Origin of the sequence: Pantoea agglomerans, assembly GCF_021397715.1 — a bacterium.
In the GTDB taxonomy this organism is placed as follows: domain Bacteria; phylum Pseudomonadota; class Gammaproteobacteria; order Enterobacterales; family Enterobacteriaceae; genus Pantoea; species Pantoea astica.
Window position 1 is genome coordinate 1,279,369 of sequence record NZ_CP090207.1, and the last position, 16,590, is coordinate 1,295,958.

16 protein-coding genes are annotated in these 16,590 nt (G+C 57.3%); 13 read left to right on the plus strand and 3 right to left on the minus strand.

What is annotated here, in order from left to right:
• The first annotated feature begins 63 nt into the window (after positions 1-63).
• Positions 64-828: a phospholipid-binding lipoprotein MlaA gene (gene mlaA, locus LZU96_RS06185; protein WP_233987493.1), complete on the plus strand. Its 765-nt coding sequence runs from the start codon at positions 64-66 to the stop codon at positions 826-828.
• Positions 829-903: 75 nt separating this feature from the next.
• On the opposite strand, the gene fadL is transcribed toward mlaA, so the two are convergent.
• Positions 904-2,187 carry a long-chain fatty acid transporter FadL gene (gene fadL, locus LZU96_RS06190; RefSeq protein ID WP_233987494.1) on the minus strand — a complete coding sequence of 428 codons (1,284 nt, stop codon included), beginning with the start codon at positions 2,185-2,187 and terminating at the stop codon, positions 904-906.
• A 358-nt stretch (positions 2,188-2,545) separates the two neighbouring features.
• On the opposite strand from fadL, the gene LZU96_RS06195 reads away from it, so the two are divergent.
• From LZU96_RS06195 to sixA, 4 genes are all read left to right on the plus strand, one after another.
• Positions 2,546-2,842 carry a YfcZ/YiiS family protein gene (locus tag LZU96_RS06195; protein WP_233987495.1) on the plus strand — a complete coding sequence of 99 codons (297 nt, stop codon included), beginning with the start codon at positions 2,546-2,548 and terminating at the stop codon, positions 2,840-2,842.
• Positions 2,843-3,004: 162 nt separating this feature from the next.
• Positions 3,005-4,315 carry an acetyl-CoA C-acyltransferase FadI gene (fadI, locus tag LZU96_RS06200; protein ID WP_094121031.1) on the plus strand — a complete coding sequence of 437 codons (1,311 nt, stop codon included), beginning with the start codon at positions 3,005-3,007 and terminating at the stop codon, positions 4,313-4,315.
• Complete coding sequence (gene fadJ, locus LZU96_RS06205) at positions 4,315-6,411, plus strand: fatty acid oxidation complex subunit alpha FadJ (RefSeq protein ID WP_233987496.1); 2,097 nt, start codon at positions 4,315-4,317, stop codon at positions 6,409-6,411. Before fadI ends, fadJ begins: the two co-directional genes overlap by 1 nt.
• Positions 6,412-6,635: 224 nt before the next feature.
• Positions 6,636-7,118, plus strand: a complete 483-nt coding sequence (gene sixA, locus LZU96_RS06210; protein ID WP_233987497.1) for a phosphohistidine phosphatase SixA — start codon at positions 6,636-6,638, stop codon at positions 7,116-7,118.
• 31 nt (positions 7,119-7,149) lie between these two features.
• On the opposite strand, the gene smrB is transcribed toward sixA, so the two are convergent.
• A complete protein-coding gene (smrB, locus tag LZU96_RS06215; RefSeq protein WP_094121033.1) occupies positions 7,150-7,698 on the minus strand; it encodes an endonuclease SmrB in 549 nt (182 codons plus the stop codon).
• A gap of 160 nt (positions 7,699-7,858) precedes the next feature.
• Between smrB and prmB the strand changes: the two genes are divergently transcribed.
• Genes prmB through LZU96_RS06245 form a run of 6 tightly spaced genes read left to right on the plus strand, consistent with a single transcriptional unit; the run spans position 7,859 to position 12,442 of the window.
• The gene (prmB, locus tag LZU96_RS06220; protein WP_233987498.1) at positions 7,859-8,791 is read left to right on the plus strand and encodes a 50S ribosomal protein L3 N(5)-glutamine methyltransferase; all 933 of its coding nucleotides are present in this window, start codon (positions 7,859-7,861) and stop codon (positions 8,789-8,791) included.
• A 45-nt stretch (positions 8,792-8,836) separates the two neighbouring features.
• Entirely contained in the window at positions 8,837-9,922 is a 1,086-nt protein-coding gene (gene aroC, locus LZU96_RS06225; RefSeq protein ID WP_233987499.1) for a chorismate synthase, read from the plus strand.
• 4 nt (positions 9,923-9,926) lie between these two features.
• Positions 9,927-10,751, plus strand: coding sequence for a penicillin-insensitive murein endopeptidase (mepA, locus tag LZU96_RS06230; RefSeq protein WP_233987500.1), 825 nt, complete (start codon positions 9,927-9,929; stop codon positions 10,749-10,751).
• Positions 10,752-10,759: 8 nt separating this feature from the next.
• Positions 10,760-11,563, plus strand: coding sequence for a sulfite exporter TauE/SafE family protein (locus LZU96_RS06235; RefSeq protein WP_233987501.1), 804 nt, complete (start codon positions 10,760-10,762; stop codon positions 11,561-11,563).
• A gap of 16 nt (positions 11,564-11,579) precedes the next feature.
• Positions 11,580-12,125, plus strand: coding sequence for an elongation factor P hydroxylase (locus LZU96_RS06240; RefSeq protein WP_233987502.1), 546 nt, complete (start codon positions 11,580-11,582; stop codon positions 12,123-12,125).
• A 32-nt stretch (positions 12,126-12,157) separates the two neighbouring features.
• Complete coding sequence (locus LZU96_RS06245; RefSeq protein ID WP_003854283.1) at positions 12,158-12,442, plus strand: YfcL family protein; 285 nt, start codon at positions 12,158-12,160, stop codon at positions 12,440-12,442.
• 34 nt (positions 12,443-12,476) lie between these two features.
• Here the strand turns inward: LZU96_RS06245 and mnmC are convergent, their stop codons facing one another.
• Positions 12,477-14,483 carry a bifunctional tRNA (5-methylaminomethyl-2-thiouridine)(34)-methyltransferase MnmD/FAD-dependent 5-carboxymethylaminomethyl-2-thiouridine(34) oxidoreductase MnmC gene (mnmC, locus tag LZU96_RS06250; RefSeq protein WP_233987503.1) on the minus strand — a complete coding sequence of 669 codons (2,007 nt, stop codon included), beginning with the start codon at positions 14,481-14,483 and terminating at the stop codon, positions 12,477-12,479.
• Between the two features lie 154 nt (positions 14,484-14,637).
• On the opposite strand from mnmC, the gene fabB reads away from it, so the two are divergent.
• Complete coding sequence (gene fabB / locus LZU96_RS06255; protein ID WP_094119745.1) at positions 14,638-15,858, plus strand: beta-ketoacyl-ACP synthase I; 1,221 nt, start codon at positions 14,638-14,640, stop codon at positions 15,856-15,858.
• Between the two features lie 175 nt (positions 15,859-16,033).
• Positions 16,034-16,579 (plus strand): hypothetical protein, encoded by a 546-nt coding sequence (locus LZU96_RS06260; RefSeq protein WP_233987504.1) that lies wholly within the window; start codon positions 16,034-16,036, stop codon positions 16,577-16,579.
• Positions 16,580-16,590 lie beyond the last annotated feature (11 nt).

Genomic DNA, 16,590 nt, shown 5'->3' on the forward strand with positions numbered 1-16,590 from the left:
TTCGTTACCGGGCTGCCGCCTGAAAATGGGCAGACCTTTTTTCATCCGCACAGGGAGAATGGAATGAATTATCGCCTGACCAGCCTGGCTGTCGCCAGCCTCCTTCTGGTAGGTTGTGCCAGTTCGAAGCCAGCGAATGACGAACCCGCTCAGCGCAGCGATCCGTTCGAAGGCTTCAACCGCACGATGTTTAACTTTAACTATAACGTGCTGGACCCCTATGTGCTGCGCCCGGTGGCAGTGGCCTGGCGCGATTATGTGCCGGTACCGGCCCGTACCGGACTGAGTAATTTCCTCGGCAACCTCGAAGAGCCCGCCAGCATGGTCAACGCCATTCTGGTCGGCAACGGACGGGATGCGGGCATTCACTTCACCCGCTTCTTCCTGAACAGCGTGCTGGGCCTGGGCGGCTTCATTGACGTGGCTGGTAAAGCCAATCCGGAGCTGGCGCGTGAAGAGCCGCACCGTTTCGGTACCACGCTGGGGCACTATGGCGTCGGATATGGTCCCTACGTAGAACTGCCGGCTTACGGCAGCTTTACCCTCCGTCAGGATGGCGGCGGTTACGTCGATACCCTCTATCCGGTTCTGGGCTGGCTGACCTGGCCGATGTCGATTGGTAAATGGACGCTGGAAGGTATTGAGACGCGGGCGCAACTGCTTGACTCGGATGCGATCCTGAAACAGCAAAGCGATCCCTACGCCTTTATCCGCAACGCCTATTTCCAGCGTCACGATTTCCTGGCGCGCGGCGGCAAGCTCAAGCCGGAAGAGAACCCGAACGCGGCAGCGATTCAGGACGATCTGCAGGATATCGACGCGCAGTAACTTTTCGCCAGCATCGGTTTCTGCCAGTAAAAAGGGCGACTCATTTGAGTCGCCCTTGTTGTTTGCCTTTGCGCATCAGAACTTATAGTTAAAGTTCGCGCCATACAGCCAGGCCTTACCTTCGGAATTAAAGGTATAAGGACCTTCTTTGACCGTTACGTTCTGACCATGCATATAAGAGATACCGACATCGACTGAGGCGTGATCGTCGAAGGCATAGGAGGTACCGGCGCTGAGCCACAGGCGATCCTGATCCGGGATCGAGATTGAGCGCTTATCGGCCGGAACCGGGCTGTCATCAAAGGCGATACCGGTACGGAAGGTCCAGTTCTGGTCATAGAAGTAGGTCGTCCCCAATGCAATACGCCAGGCATCGCGGTAACTCTCATCTTTATAGAACAGGGTCTGGCCGTTAGAACCGGTCGCCTTCAGCTCCTGGAACTGGCTCCAGCTGGTATAGGCCATGCTGTAGTGTACCGCCCACTGCGGTGCTACTTTGTGCCAGCCTGACACTTCCCACATTTCCGGCAGGTTAAGCGTCAGTGCGCCAGGAATGGTTGAACCGTTGGTGCCGAAAGGGATGCCCGACTGCTGCGGATTATTAACCGCGTTCAGGGCGGAAGGGAGATTACTTTTGTAATCACCATCAAAATCGACTTTTACTTCCGAGCGATAGGTAAAGCCGAAACGGTTATTTTCATCCACTTCATACAGGATGCCGGCGTTCCAGCCGTAGCCCCACTCATCGCCTTTCAGATGGGCGACCTGGGTATCGGCCGGAATACGTAATGCCGCGCCTGATTCACCGGCATAACGCTCAATTTTGGCTTTGGCATAGACGGCATCAAATCCCACCCCAACACTGAAATGTTCATTCAGCCGGTAAGCGGTGCTGAGATTAAAGTTTCCGGTCATCAGGTCCGTTTTACCGCCATAGCCACCGGCGGTGTAACCATTATTAAACTCTGTCGCTAAGCCATAATTGGAGGTGGCAGAAGCACCGATCCACCATTGATCGTTAATCGGCTGAACGTAATGAATATTCGGCACCCACTGATTCGGGGCGATATTATCGGCATCGAGGCTACGACCGCTCTGACTGCGACCGCTGATATTGACATCCGGATCGATATAGACCGCGCCAATAGAGAATGCCGGACGATCCATTAATGCCATCGTTGCCGGGTTACGGCTGGCGGATGCGGCGGTATCGCCCATTGCGCCTTCGCCTGAATATGCGCGACCTAAACCAATCGAAGAAAATTCATTTAACTGAAACCCAGCTGCGTAAACGTGTGAAGAGACAAGTGCCACTGCAGCCGCCACGGCTGACTTTGCAAACAGGTTTTTATGGTTCATGACCACAACCTCATGTGAATTATTATTTAACGTTATTACGTCGCGTAACAAGGGACGGCGGATTGTAGGGACTGATGTAAATCGTACATATCAGACCAGTGCGGAGAGTATAGGTCCGACCTGTGTGCATGTTGCAATATTGTTTTTAAAATATTTCAGGATTGATCGCTTAAAATTCGATCTGCGTAACAAAACTGAGCTGGCGCAGCACAGCATAACCAGTCCAGTTTGTTCTGGATCAAATTTTATTGTGATATTCGTCACTTAGCTACCGCTTCGTGGCGCATCTTTAGCCGAAGAGGTAAAATCTGGCGTATAAAATTGCTTATCCCACCAGACCTATCGTCAGGAGAAAATAATGACTGATGCCATTAAAAAATGCAGTGCGACAGAAACCGCTGCCTGCTGTTGTGTTGATGTTGGCACGGTAATGGATAATACCGATTGCACCGCCAGCTGGTCGGAGTGGTTTGCCCAGCGCACTGAGGCGGAAGCCAAACTGGCCAGTCTGACCGAACGTGCCCGCCAGGTAGAGTCCGATCCCTGTCTGATTGAGGCGCGCTTCAGCGAGGTGGATCAGGGCGTCCAGCTTGATATCGATTTCACCTTCTGCTGCCAGGCAGAAACCCTGATTTTCCAGCTCGGTTTACGCTAACCCGCCCGACGCCGCGTTCAGCGCGGCGTTTTTCATTTTCGTGTTTCCCTTCGCACTTTTTCCCTTTCGATATTGGCGACTCACCCGCTTGTGGTTAACACTGGGATCAGGTCAGACCTCTTCAGGCAATGACGCCACGGTCCCGAGTCACAGGTGAGAACAATGAGCAAAGCGCAGCCGCTGCTGACGCGCGATGGCGAACGCATCGCGATTACCCACGGGTTACGCACCCCTTTTCTGCGCCAGGCGACCGGCTTCCACGGCATTCCGGCGGTGGAACTGGGCCGGATGGTGGTCAGCGAATTGATGGCGCGCAGTGAACTGCCGGTGGAAGTGATTGATCAACTGGTGTTTGGTCAGGTGGTGCAGATGCCGGAAGCGCCAAACATTGCGCGCGAAATTGTCCTGAGTAGCGGCCTGAGCGTTCATACCGACGCCTACAGCGTCAGCCGCGCCTGCGCCACCAGTTTTCAGGCGGTGGCTAACGTTTGCGAAAGCCTGATGGCGGGAACTATCTCTGCCGGCATCGCCGGTGGCGCGGATTCGTCATCAGTGCTGCCGATTGGCGTCAGCAAAAGCCTGGCGCGGGCGCTGGTCGATCTCAATAAAGCCCGCAGCCTGCAGCAAAAACTGCAGATTCTGCGCCGCCTGCGTCCGCGCGATCTGCTGCCGGTACCGCCTGCGGTAGCCGAGTATTCAACCGGACTGCGAATGGGCGATACCGCCGAGCAGATGGCTAAAAGCCACGGCATCAGCCGCGAGGCGCAGGATGCGCTGGCGCTGCGATCTCATCAGCATGCCGCTAAAGCCTGGCAATCGGGCGTGCTGCAACAGGAAGTGATGGCGGCGCTGGTGCCACCGTGGAAAAAACCGATCGACCAGGATAATAACGTGCGTATGGATGCAAAGGCGGAAGACTATGCCCGGCTGCGTCCGGCATTCGATCGCCAGCATGGCAGCGTCACCGCGGCCAACAGCACGCCGCTGACCGATGGCGCCGCCGCGGTCATTCTGATGCGCGAAGGACGCGCGCGTGAGCTGGGCCTGCAACCGCTGGGCTATCTGCGCAGCTATGCTTTTACCGCCATCGGCGTACAGCAGGATATGTTGCTGGGTCCGGCGTACGCCTCACCGCTGGCGCTGGATCGTGCCGGCGTCACCCTGGCCGATCTGACCCTGATTGATATGCATGAAGCCTTCGCCGCCCAGACCCTGAGTAACCTGCAGCTATTCCGTGACGAGCGCTTTGCCCGCGAGGTGCTTAATCGGCCACACGCGCTGGGCGAAGTGAATGAAGAGCGTTTTAACGTACTGGGCGGATCGATCGCCTACGGTCATCCTTTTGCCGCTACCGGTGCGCGGATGATCACCCAGACGCTGAACGAACTGCGGCGGCGCGGCGGCGGGTTAGGGCTGGTCACCGCGTGTGCGGCGGGTGGTCTGGGTGCGGCAATGGTTCTGGAGGCCGAATAATGGAACAGAGTGCTTTTCATTTACAGATGCGGCTGGATCACGTTGGCGTCATCACCATCGACGTGCCGGGCGAGAAGATGAACACCCTCAAAGCGGAATTTGCCGGACAGATCACCGCCATCATTGCCGAGGCGCGGCGCGACCCGCAACTGGCGGGGCTGGTGCTGATTTCGGGCAAAGCTGACAACTTTATAGCGGGTGCAGACATCAGCATGATCGATCGCTGCCAGAGTGCCGCAGAGGCTGAAGCGCTGGCGAAGCAGGGCCAGGAAGTGATGGCGGCGCTGGCCGCCTTGCCTTTCCCGGTGGTGGCGGCGATTCACGGTGCCTGCCTCGGCGGTGGGCTTGAGCTGGCGCTGGCCTGCGATGCACGCATCTGTTCTCTGGATGATAAAACCCGCCTCGGCCTGCCGGAAGTCCAGCTTGGCTTATTGCCCGGTTCAGGAGGCACGCAGCGATTGCCCCGTTTGATTGGCGTGCAGCAGGCGTTGCCGCTGATCCTGACCGGCAAAAGCCTGCGGGCGAAGCAGGCACGTAAACTGGGCATCGTTGATGATGCAGTGCCGCAGGCGATCTTGCTGGAAACGGCGATTGCCAGAGTGAAAAAGGGCAAGGTCAGCGGCCGCACGCTGCCGCTGCGCGATCGGCTGCTGCATGGACCGGTGGCGCGTCAGGCGCTGTTTGCGCTGGCAACCCGCCAGACCGCCGCTAAAACCCAGGGTAACTACCCGGCGGCGAAACGCATCATTGAGGTGGTGCGAGTCGGGCTGGAGCAGGGCAGCCGCGCGGGGCATGAGGCTGAAGCACGCGCCTTTGGTGAACTGGCAATGACGCCAGAATCGGTTGCGTTACGCGGTCTGTTCTTCGCAACCACCGCGATGAAAAAAGAGCCGGGCGGTGACGCCACGCCGCGTCCGGTGCGCAGCATCGGCATTCTCGGTGGCGGTCTGATGGGCGGCGGTATCGCCAGCGTCAGCGCGATCAACGCCGGGTTGCCGGTGCGGATAAAAGATATCAGCCTGGCGGGCGTCAACCATGCGCTGAAAACCAGCTGGGATTTGCTGAGCAAAAAGGTGAAACGCCGTCAGATCACGCCGGCTCAGCGTCAGCAGCAGATGGCCCGCATTACCGGCGGCATCGATTATCAGGGCTTCGCCCACCGTGATGTGGTGATTGAAGCGGTATTTGAAGATCTGGCGCTCAAGCAGCAGATGGTGCGCGAGATTGAATCGCACTGTCAGCCGCAGACCATTTTTGCCTCTAATACCTCTTCCTTGCCGATTGAGGAGATCGCTGCCGGGGCGCAGCGGCCGGAAAATGTCATCGGGCTGCACTATTTCAGTCCGGTGGAGAAGATGCCGCTGGTGGAGGTGATTCCCCATCTGAATACCTCTGGCGAAACGCTGGTCACCACTGTGGCGCTGGCGCGCAGCCAGGGCAAAACGCCGATTGTGGTGGCGGATCAGCCCGGTTTTTACGTTAACCGGATTCTGGCGCCCTATATCAATGAGGCAATGCGTTGCCTGCTGGAAGGCGAACCGATTGAACATATCGATCGTGCGCTGGTGAAATTTGGTTTCCCGGTTGGCCCGCTGCAGTTGCTGGATGAGGTCGGGATTGATGTCGGCAGCAAAATTTCTCCGATTCTGCAGCAGGCCTACGGCGAGCGTTTTGCCGCGCCCACTGCGTTTGAGGCGGTACTGAAGGATGGGCGCAAGGGGCGTAAAAACCGCAAGGGCTTCTACCGCTACGATCAGCCACGCTGGCAGCGTAAAAAACCGGATGCGTCGCTTTACGCCTTGCTGAACATTACCCCACAGGCTCGGCAGAGCGAGGCACAGATAGCCGAACGCTGCGTGATGATGATGCTGAACGAAGCGGCGCGCTGTCTGGATGAGCAGGTGATTCGCTGCGCGCGCGATGGTGATATCGGCGCAGTTTTTGGCATCGGCTTTCCGCCCTTTCTCGGCGGTCCCTTTCATTATATGGAACAACTGGGCGCGGCGGAGCGGGTCAACAGATTAACCCGGCTAATGCAGCAGCATGGCGAACGTTTCGCCCCCTGTGAGGCGCTGATCAAGGCCGCCGCAGAATAGACGAAATTTTACATTTCTGACTGAATCGGAATATCCACTCCGATTCAGCGGGTTAGAAAAGCGTCGCCAGAGTGTGCGCCGCAGCAGGAATCTGAGAAGTGCTTATTTAATAAACAACCGGTTGACTATACTGAAGCCATTAGGGTACAACACAGCGTTCACTCGCAGAGTGAAGAGTCAGGCGCGATGCGTCGGGCGATGTCGACAAACAACAGCGGTGCTTTATGCAAGTTTTTATCATGCGTCACGGCGATGCAGCTCTGGAAGCAGCAAGTGATTCGGTCAGGCCTTTAACCTTATGTGGCTGTGATGAATCACGCCAGATGGCTAACTGGCTTAACAGTCAGACGCCAGACATAGAATGTGTGCTGGTCAGTCCCTATCTGCGTGCGCAACAAACGCTCGCGACGGTACGTGAGGCATTCCCTCTGCCGGAAGGCCAGGAAGTCTTACCTGAATTAACGCCGGGCGGCGATCCGGGGCTGGTGGGCTGCTATCTGCAAACCCTGGCAAACGAAGGCGTGAAATCGGCGCTGGTGATTTCACATTTACCCCTGGTCGGGTATTTAGTGTCAGAACTCTGCCCGCAGGAAGCGCCGCCGATGTTCGCTACTTCGGCTATCGCCTGTGTGGAGTTTGATCCCGCCCGGAGCGAAGGCAAACTGCTGTGGCAGGTCAGTCCGCGCAAACTGGCAAAAGCGATTTAACGTCTGTGGGCCGAAACTTCGGCCCTTCCTCTCAGGGCAATTCAGGCGGTTGCCACTCCTCAATCTCAATCAGCACCAGTAGTGCGGCGTCTCCGCCAAACATTTTGGGTGCCTGATGAAAAGCCATCACCCACGGATGTTGCGCCAGCCACAGTGGCGTTTGCTGCTTCAGAATATGTTTCCCGTGGCCGGTCATCACGCTGGCGCAAAACAGATGCTCACGGCGACAGGCGGCGATCAGCGCGCCCAGTTCCTGCTTTGCCTGCTGCTGGGTTAAGCCATGCAGGTCGAGGAATATCTCTGGCGTATAGTCGCCGCGCCGCAGTTTCTTCAGTTCAAAATGGCTGACATCCGCGCGCACATAGCGCGTTGCGCCTTCGGTTGAGAGCAACGGCTGAAACTCATCCGAAAAATAGTGACTGTTGTCCGCCTGCTCCGAGAGCAGACGCTTTACCGGCACTTCACGGGTTTTCACCCGCGGTTTGTGCACAAAGGTATCCTGTTTTAGCTGACGCGTTCCGGTCATTAGCTGACGAAACAGCGCTTTATCATCCTGGCTCAAGGGCGTTTTTTTACTCATGGCGGGCCGGTCATATCAGAAAAGGCTGTCAGACAGCAGATGGCGATACCTTACCGTTAAGTGTCATTAAATGTCAGCTTTTTCACCTTGCTGCGCTGAATTCTCCCCGGCTTCATGGCACACTATCGGCCGATTTAGCAAATGGCCTGCGGAGGGCTACGTGGACAAAATTTTCGTCGATGAGGCAGTGAATGAGCTGCACACCATTCAGGACATGCTGCGCTGGGCGGTCAGCCGCTTTTCCGCTGCCGGAATCTGGTACGGGCACGGCACAGATAATCCCTGGGACGAAGCCGTTCAACTGGTCCTGCCATCCCTCTGGCTGCCGCTGGATATTCCGGAAGAGATGCGCAATGCGCGCCTGACCGCCAGCGAGCGTCATCTGATCGTCGAGCGGGTGATTCGCCGCGTCAATGAGCGCATTCCGGTCGCCTATCTGACCCACAAAGCCTGGTTCTGCGGCCACGAATTTTATGTTGATGAGCGGGTACTGGTGCCGCGTTCACCGATTGGTGAACTGATCGAGAATCGCTTTGCCGGTCTGATCGGCGAGAAACCGCGTCACATTCTGGATATGTGTACCGGCAGCGGCTGTATCGCCATCGCCTGCGCCTATGCCTTCCCGGAGGCGGAAGTTGACGCGGTCGATATCTCCACCGATGCGCTGGCCGTGGCTGAGCAAAATATTGAAGAGCATGGGCTGATGCAGCAGGTGACGCCGATTCGCGCCGATCTGTTCCGTGAGCTGCCGCCGCTGAAATATGATCTGATCGTCACCAATCCGCCTTATGTCGATGCGGAAGATATGGACGATCTGCCGGGCGAATATCACCACGAGCCGGAACTGGGGCTGGCAGCCGGCAGCGATGGCCTGAAGCTGGTGCGCCGCATTCTGGCCTGCGCGCCGCAGTATCTCAGCGAGCAGGGCGTGCTGATCTGTGAAGTCGGTAACAGCATGGTGCACATGATGGAACAGTATCCCGATGTGCCGTTTACCTGGCTGGAGTTCGACAACGGCGGCGACGGCGTCTTTATGCTGACGCGCCAGCAGATTGTCGACGCACAACATCATTTCTCTTTTTACAAAGACTAAACGTGGGGCGAAGCCTCGCCCGCCAAACCGTAACAAGGAACCACAATGGCCGGAAACAGCATCGGACAATTTTTTCGAGTAACCACCTTTGGCGAGTCTCACGGTGTTGCGCTGGGCTGCATCGTTGATGGTGTGCCGCCAGGTATACCGCTGACGGAAGCCGATATTCAGCACGATCTCGATCGTCGTCGTCCGGGCACCTCGCGCTATACCACGCAGCGCCGCGAGCCGGATCAGGTGAAAATTTTGTCCGGTGTGTTTGACGGGGTCACCACCGGGACCTCCATTGGACTGCTGATTGAGAATACCGATCAGCGTTCGCAGGATTACGGCGCGATTAAAGATCTGTTCCGTCCGGGCCATGCCGACTACACCTACGAACAAAAATATGGTCAGCGTGACTACCGTGGCGGCGGCCGTTCATCGGCGCGCGAAACCGCGATGCGCGTGGCGGCCGGGGCGATTGCTAAAAAGTACCTGCAGATGAAGCATGGCGTGGTGGTGCGCGGCTATCTGGCGCAGATCGGGGATATCGCCTGCGAGCTGAAACAGTGGGAGATCGTTGAACAGAACCCATTCTTCTGCCCGGATGCTGACAAGCTGGATGCGCTGGACGAACTGATGCGCGGCCTGAAAAAAGAGGGCGACTCGATTGGCGCCAAAGTCACGGTGATGGCGGAAAACGTGCCGCCAGGCCTCGGCGAGCCGGTGTTTGACCGGCTGGATGCCGATCTGGCCCATGCGCTGATGAGCATCAACGCGGTGAAGGGCGTCGAGATTGGCGATGGCTTTGCGGTGGTCAATCAGCGCGGCAGCCAGCATCGTGATGAAATTCGCCGCACCGGTTTCCAGAGTAACCACGCCGGCGGCATTCTCGGCGGTATCAGCAGCGGTCAGACCATCAGCGCCAATATCGCAATGAAACCGACCTCCAGCATCACCGTGCCGGGCAAAACCATCACCCGCGACGGCGAAGAGGTGGAGATGATCACCAAAGGGCGTCACGATCCCTGTGTCGGGATCCGCGCCGTGCCGATCGCTGAAGCGATGATGGCGATCGTCCTGATGGATCATCTGCTGCGTCAGCGCGCGCAGAACGGTGACGTTAACAGCACCGTGCCGCGCTGGTGATTCGATGAAAACAGTTCTGCTCACGCTTAGCGCGCTGCTGTTCAGCGCCTCCAGCCTGGCGGCGACGCCGTGGCAACAAATTCAGCAGCCGATCAGCGGCGCGCCGCAGTCGATCGGCGGCTTTGCCAACGGCTGTATTGTGGGGGCTCAGGCGCTGCCGCTCAATTCGCCGTATTATCAGGTGATGCGTCAGGATCAGCGGCGCTACTTTGGCCATCCTGACCTGATCCAGTTCATTCAGCGGCTCAGCACCCAGGTGCATAACCTGCAGCTGGGTAATGTACTGATTGGCGACATGGGCATGGCCGCGGGCGGGCGCTTCAGCAGCGGCCACGCCAGCCACCAGACCGGTCTTGATGTGGATATCTGGCTACAGTTGCCGAAAACCCGCTGGAGCGCGCAACAGTTACTGAAGCCGCAGCCGCTCGATCTGGTCGGGCCCGGCGATAAAAACGTCATTGCCCGTCACTGGCAACCGCAGATCGACAGCCTGATTAAGCTGGCGGCGAAAGACGATGAGGTCACGCGTATCTTCGTCAATCCGGCGATTAAAAAACAGCTCTGTGCCGATGCCGGTGCGGATCGCGACTGGCTGCGTAAAGTGCGTCCGTGGTTTGCCCACCGCGCCCATATGCATGTGCGTTTGCGCTGTCCGGCTGGCAGTATCGGCTGTGAAGATCAGCCTGCGCCACCGCCAGGTGATGGCTGTGGCGCAGAGCTGCAGAGCTGGTTCCTGCCGAAAAAACCGGGCACCGGTGCGCCAGTGAAACGCGAGCCGCCACCGTTACCGCCTGCCTGTCAGGCCCTGCTGGATAAGCATTTACTGTAAGGGATCACATGGATTGGTTCGTGATCAGCCCGTTGCTGGTTGGGCTGCTGTTCTTTGTTGCGATGCTGGCCGGTTTTATTGACTCCATCGCGGGCGGCGGCGGCCTGCTGACCGTGCCGTCGCTGCTGGCAGCCGGGCTGTCACCGGCGCAGGCGCTGGCGACCAACAAGCTGCAGTCGGTAGGCGGTTCGTTTTCCGCCAGCCTCTACTTTATCCGGCGCGGTGCGGTGAAGCTGAATGAGCAGTGGCTGAATATCGGCATGACGTTTCTCGGCTCGGTGCTGGGCGCGGTGCTGATTCAGCGCCTGCAGGCTGATTTTTTGCGCCAGATGTTACCGCTGTTTCTGATTGCGATCGGTTTGTGGTTTCTGCTGATGCCGCGCATTGGCGAAGAGGATTGCGCCCGTCGCCTGCACGGCATCGCTTATGCGCTGGTGGGCGGCGGCTGTATCGGCTTCTACGATGGCTTTTTCGGACCGGGCGCCGGCTCTTTTTATGCGCTGGCGTTTGTCACCCTGTGTGGCTACAACCTCGCCAAAGCGACCGCACACGCCAAGATTCTTAACTTCACCTCCAACTTCGGTAGCCTGCTGTTCTTTATGTTCGGCGGCAAAGTGGTGTGGGGAACCGGCCTGATCATGATGCTGGGCGCGTTTTGCGGGGCGCGGCTGGGCGCACGGCTGGTGCTGACCCGCGGGCAGCGGTTGATCCGGCCGATGGTGGTGATCGTCTCCGCCGTCATGAGCATTAAATTGCTGTGGGACAGCCACGGCAGCGCCGTTCTGGCGTGGTTAGCCACGCTGCACCTTTAACACAGACAAGATAACAATGAGCACAACACACGATTACACACAGCTGATTACGCTGTTTGATCGCTGCTTTAGCGATGAATTTCAGACCCGTCTAATTAAAGGCGACGACGAACCGATCTATCTTCCGGCAGATGCAGAGTCGCCGTGGAACCGTGTGGTATTTGCCCACGGTTTTTATGCCAGTGCGCTGCATGAAATTTCTCACTGGTGCATTGCGGGTGAAGCCCGTCGCAAACTGGTCGATTTTGGCTACTGGTACTGCCCGGACGGCCGCGATGCGCTGACCCAGAGCCAGTTTGAAGCGGTTGAAGTGAAGCCACAGGCGCTTGAATGGATGTTTTGTGTTGCCGCAGGCTTTCCCTTCAACGTCAGTTGTGACAATCTCAACGGAGATTGTGAGCCGGATCGCATTGCGTTCCAGCGTAAAGTGCATGCTCAGGTCATGAGCTATCTGACGTCCGGTATTCCCGCTCGTCCCGCGCGTTTTATTGCCGCCCTGGCGGAATTTTATGGCAGGCCTTCATTAAGCGCATCGCAGTTTCCCTGGCCGGACGATCTGTGATGCAGCAAGGCATTATCAAAAGAGGAATTGAGATGATCGCAGAATTTGAAGCGCGTATTCTGGCCCTGATTGACGACATGGTTGAGCATGCCAGTGACGATGAGCTGTTTGCCAGCGGTTATCTGCGTGGACACCTCACGCTGGCGGTGGCTGAAGTCGAACAACTGGGCGAGCATACGCCGGAAGCGTTACAGATCCAGGTTTCCCGCAGTTTGCAAAATGCGATTGCTGCCGGTGAACTGTCGCCGCGCGATCAGGCATTAGTGGTCGGTATGTGGGACAACCTTTTTGTCCAGGCACGTCAGCTCTCCGCGTAACGGTGCCGGGCGGTTCGCCGCCCGCAACGCCCTGTCAGACCGGTTTTCCCTTCAGTAGTTTTCTTACCCAGTAACGATTCGGATTCAGCGCGGCCAGCGTGGCGGCATCGGCGGGTTGCGGCTCGCCCGTCAACTGTGCTGCCAGCACCTCAGCCGCCAGCGGTGCGCTGCATAAGCCGCGTGAACCGAGCGCGCCAAACAGATAGAGCCCGTTAAAGCCAGGCGCATCCGCAATCGTGTCGCCTGCTGCCTGCCGGGCCGGTAAATCGGCGTAGTCTGCCAGCGTGGCGGCATAATCGGGCACGCTGCCGATCATCGGAAGGTGGTCGCGGGTGGCGCAGCGCACGCCGTTACGCGCTTCGCCCGCGCTGATGTCTACCCTGTCGGTCCAGGGGTTATCGGGCAGGCACTGCTGCAGACGACTGCGGTTCTGCTGCTGATCGTCCTCCCGATAAGCTGTATCGGTATCGCCACGATGATAGCTGGCACCGATGCAGTGGGTGCCGAACTGCGGGCTGACCGGCGTCAGATACCCTTCGTAGCAGAGCACGGTCTGCAGTGCAGCCAGTTCCGGCGTCGAGGGAACGTGACTTACCTGGCCCGCCACCGGATAGATCGGCAGCGGCGCACTCTGGGTAAACTCGCTGATGGCGTGACCGTTCGCCAGCACCACCGTCGGATGGCGCACCGCCGGGCGATCGCTGAACGACAGCGTCCACTGTTCACCGTCATGCGCCAGCCCGGTCACCCGATGCAGCCAGTGAATCCGCAATCCCTGGGTTTCGCCGTGCGCCAGCATCGCCGTGGTCAGTTCGGCCGGTGACAGCCAGCCGCCCTGCGGATAGAAAATCCCGCCGCAGCCGAGCGTCACGCCCGCCAGCGCTTCCGCCTGTGCGGTATCAACCCCATAAGCCACATCGTCAGGTAATCCCATCGCCAGCATCTGTTCAATTTTTTTGCGGCTCTTCTCGTCCCAGCCGAGTTGTAACACGCCGCTCCAGCGATGTTCATACGGCAGCGGCAGCCGATCGTAGAGACGACGGGCAAAGCTGAATGCCGCCGGAAAGAAGGTAGCGATAGCCGGATCGTGCTGATTAAGCAGCGGATAGAGTGCGCCCTGACGATTGCCGGAGGCGCCCAGTGCCGGCGCTTCATCAGCACAATAGAGCGTCACCCGCCAGCCGCGCCGCAGCAGCGCCAGCGCGAGACTGGCGCTGGCCACACCGCCGCCAATCAGCGCCGCTTCGCGCGACGAGCTGGCGGGACGGGCATACCACGGCTGGGCTGCGGGCCGCGGCGGGGCATCCTGCAGGCTGCCACACAGCATCTCGCGTTTGGGTCCGAAACCTTTGCGCCGGGTAACGCTGAAGCCAGCCTGCTGCAGTCCGCGCCGCACGAAGCCAGCGGCGGTAAAGGTCGCAAAGGTGGCCTGCGGCCGCGCCAGCGCTGCCATCATGCTAAACAGCTCAGGCGTCCACATATCGGGATTTTTCGACGGCGCGAAGCCATCAAGAAACCAGGCGTCCACCTGACGATGCAGGCTGTCATCCAGCGTACTTATCAGCTGATTAATATCACCCAGCCACAGATCGAGCGTGATGCGCCCGCCATCGAACAGTAAACGCTGACAGCCGGGCAGGGCGACTGGCCACTGCGCCTGCAATTCGCTGGCCCACGGCGCCAGTTCGGGCCAGTGCTGATGCGCGGCGGTTAAATCGGCGCGCGTTAACGGAAACTTCTCAAAGCTGATGAAATGCAGACGTTTTAAAATCGCATCCGGCTGCTGACGCTGAAAGGCATCAAATGCCTGCCACAGCGTCAGAAAATTGAGGCCGGTGCCGAAACCGCTTTCCGCCACAATCAGTAACTCACGCGGATGCTGAGCGAAGCGCTGCGGTAACTGATTCCCCCCAAGAAAGACGTAGCGGGTCTCTTCCAGACCGTTATCATTGGAGAAATAGACGTCGCCAAACGCTCGGGAAACAGGTGTACCCTGTTCATTCCAGTTCAGCTGTGCATGTTCGACCGGGGTTAATTTCACGCTAAAGGCTCATTTTTCAGGCAGTGGCGCGATTTTAACGACCGACGTGACATGACGCAAATTTACAAAAGGAAATGGCTGATCGGACTTGTTCGGCGTACAAGTGTACGCTAGAGTGCTCGTCAATTAAGAAGAAGTGGATGAGGATTATTGAATGAAACGTGCTGTGATTACTGGCTTAGGGATCGTTTCCAGTATTGGTAATAACCAGCAAGAGGTGCTGGCATCTCTGCGTGAAGGCCGCTCTGGCATCACCTTTTCTGAAGAGATGAAAGATTCCGGCATGCGTAGTCACGTCTGGGGTAACGTAAAATTAGATACCACCGGCCTCATCGATCGCAAAGTCGTGCGTTTCATGAGTGATGCGTCCATCTATGCCTATCTTTCCATGGAAGAAGCAATTAAAGATTCTGGCCTGAGCGTGGAAGCGTATCAGAACAACCCACGTGTGGGTCTGATTGCCGGTTCAGGCGGCGGTTCACCGCGGTTCCAGGTGTTTGGTGCTGATGCAATGCGCAGCCCACGCGGCCTGAAAGCGGTTGGCCCGTATGTGGTCACCAAAGCGATGGCTTCTGGCGTTTCAGCCTGCCTCGCCACGCCGTTTAAAATTCACGGCGTAAACTACTCCATCAGTTCAGCCTGTGCCACTTCAGCACACTGTATCGGTAATGCGGTTGAGCAGATCCAGCTGGGCAAACAGGACATCGTGTTTGCTGGCGGCGGCGAAGAGCTGTGCTGGGAAATGGCCTGTGAGTTCGACGCTATGGGCGCGCTCTCTACCCGTTACAACGACACGCCAGAAAAAGCGTCACGCACCTATGACAATGAGCGCGACGGCTTTGTTATCGCCGGTGGCGGTGGCATGGTAGTGGTTGAAGAGCTGGAACATGCGCTGGCCCGCGGTGCGCATATCTATGCTGAAATCGTTGGTTACGGCGCGACTTCAGACGGCGCAGACATGGTAGCTCCGTCAGGTGAAGGCGCGGTTCGCTGCATGAAGATGGCGATGAACGGCGTTGATACCCCTATCGACTACCTCAACAGCCACGGCACCTCAACGCCAGTGGGTGATGTGAAAGAGCTGGGTGCGATTCGTGAAGTCTTTGGCGACAACACCCCGTACATCTCTGCCACCAAAGCCATGACCGGTCACTCACTGGGTGCGGCAGGCGTTCAGGAAGCGATCTACTCGCTGCTGATGCTGGAACACGGCTTTATTGCCCCAAGCATCAACATCAGCTCACTGGATGCGGCGGCTGAAGGCATGAATATCGTGACTCAGCCAATGGAAAAAGCGCTGACTACCGTGATGTCCAACAGCTTCGGCTTCGGTGGCACCAACGCCACCCTGACCATGCGTAAATATCAGGCATAATTGCTGAGCAATTTGACATAAGGCCGCATTGCGGCCTTTTTTTTTGCGTATTATTTCTTAACTACGCTCCGTTGTTGAAAAGTGATGGGTTTTTATTTATAAAACGCCGTCTGATAATTTCAAAGGCCGTTCTGGCCAGAAAATAAAAGCGATAATCTTAATCAAAGGAGCTGATATGCTTAAAAAATGGATGCTTGCCGCGGGGTTAGTTATAAATTTAACCGGGTGTTCTGTTGCGACCTATAGTCATAAACTTCAGGATGTGGAAACTGGCGACCGCGTTGGAATCACCTTCGATAACCGAAATCTGGATTACATTCGCGTTTATCCTGAAACCAAAACCTGTATCAATCTGGATGCCAAAGACAACGGGTACACCAACAATGCCATTGGTTTTCAGACGCAATTAAATAATAAGCTGATGGGCTTTCCTGAAATTCCGGAGACGCCAGAACTCCGTCGTGAGTTTTGGGTAAGCGCAAAAGATAATATAGCCATTCGCATGATCCAACCCAATGGCGCGTATGATACCGTCTCATTTCGGCCTAAAGTCGGTTCGTTTTATTACGTGACCGGGCTTTTCACGAGTCAGTATACGCCGCGCAGCCTCTCGGTGGTTGAGGTCTATAAAACGGATAAAGGATATTACGATCGCAAGCCGGTAGAGGATCTCAAACTGAAGAACTGTGAAGACGGCTCTTTCCGGTTACAGCATTTTTGATGGGGCAGGCG

What these genes read in the sequence shown, in the direction of transcription:
- mlaA (WP_233987493.1), top strand. Translation starts at nt 64, where the DNA reads ATGAATTATCGCCTGACCAGCCTGGCTGTCGCCAGCCTCCTTCTGGTA.
- fadL (WP_233987494.1), bottom strand. Translation starts at nt 2,187, where the DNA reads ATGAACCATAAAAACCTGTTTGCAAAGTCAGCCGTGGCGGCTGCAGTG.
- LZU96_RS06195 (WP_233987495.1), top strand. Translation starts at nt 2,546, where the DNA reads ATGACTGATGCCATTAAAAAATGCAGTGCGACAGAAACCGCTGCCTGC.
- fadI (WP_094121031.1), top strand. Translation starts at nt 3,005, where the DNA reads ATGAGCAAAGCGCAGCCGCTGCTGACGCGCGATGGCGAACGCATCGCG.
- fadJ (WP_233987496.1), top strand. Translation starts at nt 4,315, where the DNA reads ATGGAACAGAGTGCTTTTCATTTACAGATGCGGCTGGATCACGTTGGC.
- sixA (WP_233987497.1), top strand. Translation starts at nt 6,636, where the DNA reads ATGCAAGTTTTTATCATGCGTCACGGCGATGCAGCTCTGGAAGCAGCA.
- smrB (WP_094121033.1), bottom strand. Translation starts at nt 7,698, where the DNA reads ATGAGTAAAAAAACGCCCTTGAGCCAGGATGATAAAGCGCTGTTTCGT.
- aroC (WP_233987499.1), top strand. Translation starts at nt 8,837, where the DNA reads ATGGCCGGAAACAGCATCGGACAATTTTTTCGAGTAACCACCTTTGGC.
- mepA (WP_233987500.1), top strand. Translation starts at nt 9,927, where the DNA reads ATGAAAACAGTTCTGCTCACGCTTAGCGCGCTGCTGTTCAGCGCCTCC.
- LZU96_RS06235 (WP_233987501.1), top strand. Translation starts at nt 10,760, where the DNA reads ATGGATTGGTTCGTGATCAGCCCGTTGCTGGTTGGGCTGCTGTTCTTT.
- LZU96_RS06240 (WP_233987502.1), top strand. Translation starts at nt 11,580, where the DNA reads ATGAGCACAACACACGATTACACACAGCTGATTACGCTGTTTGATCGC.
- LZU96_RS06245 (WP_003854283.1), top strand. Translation starts at nt 12,158, where the DNA reads ATGATCGCAGAATTTGAAGCGCGTATTCTGGCCCTGATTGACGACATG.
- fabB (WP_094119745.1), top strand. Translation starts at nt 14,638, where the DNA reads ATGAAACGTGCTGTGATTACTGGCTTAGGGATCGTTTCCAGTATTGGT.
- LZU96_RS06260 (WP_233987504.1), top strand. Translation starts at nt 16,034, where the DNA reads ATGCTTAAAAAATGGATGCTTGCCGCGGGGTTAGTTATAAATTTAACC.